Source organism: Caulobacter sp. P1_B12_2 (assembly GCF_056406675.1).
Genome location: NZ_JBFTZS010000299.1, coordinates 1 through 5,779 on the forward strand (window position 1 = coordinate 1; position 5,779 = coordinate 5,779).

The window sequence follows — 5,779 nt, forward strand, 5'->3', positions numbered from 1 at the left end:
GGGTGGACCTGAAGACCCACGCCCTGAAGCCGCTGGTCGATGGCAAGCTGCGGCTGCTGTTCGTCGGCCGCAAGACCGGCCAAGTCTACTACCAGCGCATGGCCGAGGAGGGCTCGGGCGTGGTCGAGGCGGTCGATCCGAAGACCAAGAAGGTCCGCCAGGTCGCCAAGCTGGCCAAGGGCGTCGGCATCCAGACGATCAACGCCGACGAGACCCTGCTGGCCGGCGTGGCCAACCGCACCGACGTGCCGATCCCTCCCAACATGATGGAGGCCCTGCCCCGCAATCCCGACGACGTGAAGAGCGCCGACGGCCGCGAGCTGTCCTATGCCGAGGGCCGCGAGGTGCAACTGAACGCGCGCCTCGACAGCCGCATCCCGATGGAGATCTTCACGATCAACACCGTGACCGGCGAGCGCAAGGTCGTGCACCAGGCCACCGATTGGCTGAACCACCTGCAGTTCTCGCCGACCGACCCGCACCTGCTGATGTTCTGCCACGAGGGTCCCTGGCACAAGGTCGACCGCCTGTGGCTGGTGCGCACCGACAAGGCGGGCGATACGCCGGTCAAGATCCACACCCGGACCATGAACATGGAGATCGCCGGCCACGAGTGGTTCAGCGCCGACGGCAAGACCGTCTGGTATGACCTGCAGACCCCGCGCGGCGAGGACTTCTGGGTGGCCGGCTACGAGATCGCCACCGGCAAGCGCACCTGGTTGCACCTGGACCGCAACGCCTGGTCGGTTCACTTCAACACTTCGCCGGACGGCAAGCTGTTCGCCGGCGACGGCGGCGACAGCGAGATGGTCGCCCACGCGCCGGACGGCAAGTGGCTGTACCTGATGCACCCGCGCGCCGTCCCGGACGTCGCCGGCATCCACGCCCCGGGCTCCGAGGCGCTGATCCAGCCCGGCGTGCTGGACACCGAGCGCCTGGTGAACATGCAGGGCCACGACTACCGGCTGGAGCCCAACGTCAACTTCACCCCGGACGCCAAGTGGATCGTGTTCCGGTCGAACATGCACGGGGCCAACCACGTCTATGCGGTCGAGGTGGCCAAGGCCGGCGGGAACGCGAAGCCCTAGGCGGGGCGGCCCGCCAACGCCGCCCGGACGGCCTGCGGTGTGATCGGGATGTGCCTCAGGCGCACGCCGACGGCGCGGAAGATGGCGTTGGCGATCGCCGGGGCGACCACCGTCGTCGCCGGCTCGCCCAGGCCCACGGGGACCTCGACGCTATCGACGAACTGGATGTCCAACTCCGGCGTGTCGGAGATCCGCAGCGGCGTATAGGTGTCGAGGTTCAGGTCCTTGACCTCGCCGTTCACGAACTCGGTGCCCTCGTGCAGGGCCATGCTCAGGCCCCACAGCGTCCCGCCTTCGGTCTGGGCGTGGGCGCCGTCGGGATCGACGATGGTTCCGGCGTCGGTCACCACCGTCAGCTTCTGGACCGTGACCACGCCGCTGGCGCGATCCACATGGACCCTGGCGACACAGGCCACCCAGGTGGGCATGTCGCGCTCCTGTCCAAAGCTGGTCGCCAGGCCCAGGGCGGTGTCCTTGGGCAGGGCCTGGCCCCAGCCGGCGGCCTGGGCCGCGCGGCGCACGACCTCGGCCTGGCGCTTGGCGCCGCCCACGGTGCTGGCGTCGCCGCCAGCATTAGCCCCGACGCCCGTCAGCAGCTTCAGCCGCAGAGCGACCGGGTCGGTCTTCAGATGGTGGGCGGCCTCGTCGATGAAGCTTTCGCCGGCCCAGTTGGTCCAGCCCGGTCCCACCGACCGCAGCCAGCCGGGGCGGAAGGTTTCGTTGGCCAGATCGTTGTTGATGGCCCGCACCTTGTGGGCGCCGACCTCGTACCAGTGGTCCGCGCCGGAGATGGCGAAGGGGTCGTAGGCCACGCCGTTCTTGCCCTTGGGCATCAGGGCCGGAGCATTGGCCAAGGTGGGCCAGCCGGCCGCGGCGTGATGCTCCTGGGCCAGGATGTTTCCCGCGCCGTCGAAGGCCATGCGCACGGTCTGGACCGAGGGCGAGCGCACCGAGTCGAAGCGCACGTCGTCCTCCCGGGTCAGCACCAGCTTGACCGGCTTGCTCAGCGCCTTGGCCGCCAGGGCCGCGGGCACCGCGTAGTCGCCGTTCAGGCGCCGCCCGAACCCGCCGCCCAGCATGTAGGTGCGCATGACGATGCGGGTCTCAGGACGGTCCAGCGCCTTGGCCAGGGTGGGCAGAATCAGGCTCTGCCACTGGTTGCCGGTGTGGATCTCCATCACCCCGTCCTTCTCAAAGGCCAGGGCGTTCAGCGGCTCGAGCTGGAAGTGCAGCACGGTGGCGGCGGTGTAGGTCCGCTCAAGCACCGACTTTGCGGCCTTGAAGGCCGGGCCGGTGTCGGCGGTCTTGTTCTCCAGCAGCGCCCCGCCGTCGGGCTTGGCGATCAGGTCGGCGGCATGGTCCTGCAGGTCCTTTTCCGACACGGTGGCGCCGGGGCCCGCGGTCCACCGCACCTTGACCAACTCCGAGGCGCGCAGGGCCGCCGGATAGCTTTCGGCGATCACCAGCACCCAGCCGGGCACGGTGTCGGACGGATCCTCGATCGTCAGGCACCGCAGGTAGCCCTTGATCTTCTTGGCGGCGCTGTCGTTCACCGACACCACCTTGGCCCCGTGGCGAGTGGGCGGCAGCTTGGGCCGCGCGAACACCATGCCCGGGACCTTGGCGTCGATGCCGTAGATCGCCGTCCCGTTGGTCTTGGCGGCGACGTCCAAAGCCTTGCCCGGCTTGCCGATCAGCTTGCGCTCGGCGGCCGGCTTGACGGGCAGCTTGGCCAGTTCCTCCGGCGTGAACTGCCGTGCGACGCCGCCGCGCTTGACGATGTCGCCGTACGAGATCGACTTGCCGCCGACATGGACCACGCCGCCGCGCGCCGTCCCGCCCGTCGGCGAGACGTTCAGCAGCTTGGCGCCGGCCTCGACCAGGGCGATGCGACCGGCCGCGCCGGCCTGGCTGAAGATCGGGAAGGTCTGCCACACCGACCAACTGCCGCCGGTGACCATCAGGCCCCACTTGGGATCGGTGTCGACATGGACGATGCGCACCTTGTCCCAGGCCACGTCCAGTTCGTCGGCCAGGATGCGGGCCAGGGCGGTGCCCACGTGCTGGCCCATCTCGGCGCGGATGATGTTGACGGTGACGATCCCCTCGCCATCGATGGCGAACCACAGGGTCGGCTCAAACCGGGGGCCTGTCGCCAGAGCTGGCGCGCCGCCGGGCACGGCCGGATCCATCGCCGCCTCTACCAGGGCCGCGAAGCCGAAGGCCAGGCCCGCGCCCGTCGAGGCGACTAGGAAGTTACGGCGTGACAGCAGGCTGCCCGGTTCGCCTTTCGGCGGAAGGCGGCTCACGACTTGCCTCCCATGGCGGCGGCGGCCTGCTTGATGGCCGCGCGGATGCGGACGTAGGTCATGCAGCGACAGAGGTTGCCGCTCATGGTCGCGTCGATGTCCTGGTCGGTGGGCGCGGGGAAGTCCTTGAGCATGGCCGCGGCCTGCATGATCTGGCCCGACTGGCAGTAGCCGCACTGCGGGGTCTGCAGGTCCAGCCAGGCTTGTTGAACCGGGTGCTGGCCGGCCGGATCCAGACCCTCGATGGTCGTCACCTCGGCGCCCTCGACGGCGCTGATCGGCGTGATGCACGAGCGCGTGGCCCGTCCGCCGACATGGACGGTGCAGGCCCCGCACATGCCGATGCCGCAGCCGAACTTGGTGCCGGTCAGGCCGATGTCGTCGCGGATCACCCACAGCAGGGGCGTGTCTTCGTCGGCGTCGATGGAGACGGACCGGCCGTTGATCGTGAACTGGGTCATGGCTGGCTCACTTTCCCTGCGCGCGGATCGTCGCGACCTTCTTGTCCAGGTCCGGCCAGGCGGGTTTGTCGGTGCGGGTGGCCCGCAGATAGGCCGCCAGCCTGGCGACGTCGGCGTCGCTGAAGCGGTTGAAGCTGGGCATCACCACGCCCGGCGCGCCGTCTCGGGCGCTGACCCCGTACAGCACCACCCGGATCAGGTTGGTCGGATCATCCAGATTGACGGCGCTGTTGAGGGCCAGGTCCGGCCGCAGCGGATTGGGCTGGCCCGCGCCGTTGTAGTGGCAGGACGCGCAGGCCGCCGTGTACAGCCGCGCTGACGGGTCGTTCTGCGGTCCGACGTTCAGGCGATCGGCGGCCGCCGCCCGCTGCAGGACCGGTGCCAGGGTCGAGGCTCGGCCCGCCGCGCCGGCACGGTCGGCGAAATAGACGGCCAGGGCTTGAATGTCGGCGTCGGGCAGGCGGCTCAGGCCGTCATGCACCACCGGCGCCATGGGGCCGGCGGCCACGCCGTGATAGCGGCTGACGCCGGTGCGCAGATAGGCGGTCAGCTCGGCCTGGTCCCAGGGCGCGGGCGAGGGATTGGCGGCGGTCAGCGGCGGCGCGATCCAGTTGTCGATCGCGGCGCCGGCGAAGGCCTTGTCACGCTTCTCGGCGCCCAGGGCGTTGCGTGGCGTGTGGCAGGCGCCGCAGTGACTGACGCCCTCGGCCAGATAGGCCCCGCGGTTCCACTCGGCGCTCCTGGCCTTGTCGGGCTCGAAGCGGCCGGGCTTGAAGAACAGCAGCTTCCATCCAGCCTGCAGCGCGCGGATGTTCAGCGGGAACGGCACGCTGTTGTGCTTGGCGGGCGCGACCACCGGGGGCCGGGTCATCATGTAGGCGTAGAGGGCCGAGACGTCGGCGTCCGACAGCTTGGTGAAGTGGTCGTAGGGAAAGGCCGGGAACAGGTGGGAGCCGTTGCGGGCCACGCCCTGGTGCATCGCCCGGCGGAAGGCTGGCTCCGACCATGTCCCGATCCCGGTCTTGGGGTCTGGGGTGATGTTGGTCGAGTAGATCGTGCCGAAGCCCGTCTTCATCGGGTAGCCGCCCGCGAACGGCTGGCCGCCCTTGGTGGTGTGGCAGGTCGAGCAATAGCCGGCGCCGGCCAGCACCTCGCCCCGCGCGACCAGTTCCGGCGCGAAGCTGGACGGCGCGGGCGGCGCGATCTTGCCGATCCCCGGACGCCAGGCGAAGACCCCGAACCCAACCAGGCCGACGACCACCACCGCCAGCAGTCCGACAAGGATACGTTTCAGCACGAGAGGCCCTCCTGGCGGTCCCGCGCGGTCGAGCCAAGCTCATACGCAACAGGGCCAGATGCGGATGAGCTTCAGTCCAAATTCCCTTCCAGGCAAGGCATACGCATGTTCTGCGAGTCGATCGCGTCTAGACCCGCGGAACCGCCAGCCACCTAGGGGCGGCGATAGAGCTCCGCCTCGATGATCCCCAAACCGCCGCCGGCCGCCACCTTCTCGGCGCCGGTGTCGAGACCCGCCCGGGCGCCGGTGATTTCGACGATCTTGCCGAAGGCGTCGCGGTCGACGGTGGGGCCGGTCAGGGCGATGCGCAGCCTGGTCCCCTTCGCCGCCTTCAGCGGCAGGGTCACGTAGCCAAGGCTCTTGGCCGGCACGCCCTCGTAGACCGTCATGCCGTCCAGGGTGATGCGCAGCGGATACGAGCGCAGGCGCCAGCCGATCAGCTTCAGCACCACCTCATCGACCCCCTGGGGCTTGTCGAGCTGGTACTCGATCCAGGCGTTGGCCAGCTGGCCGTCGCTGGCCCAGTGGGTCATTTCGTCGTCGTCCCGGGCCAAGCCGACCGTCGCCTGGTTCGAACCGGCGACGGTGGCGACGGGCTTCAGGGCCACCCGCCGGACCTTGTAC

Annotated in this window: 4 protein-coding genes and 1 pseudogene; 1 reads left to right on the forward strand and 4 read right to left on the reverse strand. The window is 69.6% G+C overall.

Annotation, left to right across the window (positions count from 1 at the left end):
• On the forward strand, nucleotides 1–1,088 hold a 1,088-nt coding region (locus tag AC1DZ6_RS17325), incomplete at its 5' end, for an oligogalacturonate lyase family protein (RefSeq protein ID WP_477098387.1).
• Here the strand turns inward: AC1DZ6_RS17325 and AC1DZ6_RS17330 are convergent.
• The 4 genes and pseudogenes from AC1DZ6_RS17330 to AC1DZ6_RS17345 form a co-directional block, all read right to left on the reverse strand.
• On the reverse strand, nucleotides 1,085–3,397 hold the full coding sequence (locus tag AC1DZ6_RS17330; RefSeq protein WP_477098388.1) for a xanthine dehydrogenase family protein molybdopterin-binding subunit: 2,313 nt from the start codon (nucleotides 3,395–3,397) through the stop codon (nucleotides 1,085–1,087). The genes AC1DZ6_RS17325 and AC1DZ6_RS17330 overlap by 4 nt on opposite strands.
• A complete protein-coding gene (locus AC1DZ6_RS17335) occupies nucleotides 3,394–3,858 on the reverse strand; it encodes a (2Fe-2S)-binding protein (protein WP_477098389.1) in 465 nt (154 codons plus the stop codon). Before AC1DZ6_RS17335 ends, AC1DZ6_RS17330 begins: the two co-directional genes overlap by 4 nt.
• Before the next feature lie 7 nt (nucleotides 3,859–3,865).
• A complete protein-coding gene (locus AC1DZ6_RS17340) occupies nucleotides 3,866–5,155 on the reverse strand; it encodes a c-type cytochrome (protein ID WP_477098390.1) in 1,290 nt (429 codons plus the stop codon).
• A gap of 152 nt (nucleotides 5,156–5,307) precedes the next feature.
• Nucleotides 5,308–5,779 (reverse strand): annotated as a pseudogene (locus AC1DZ6_RS17345) (beta-galactosidase); the annotation flags it as partial.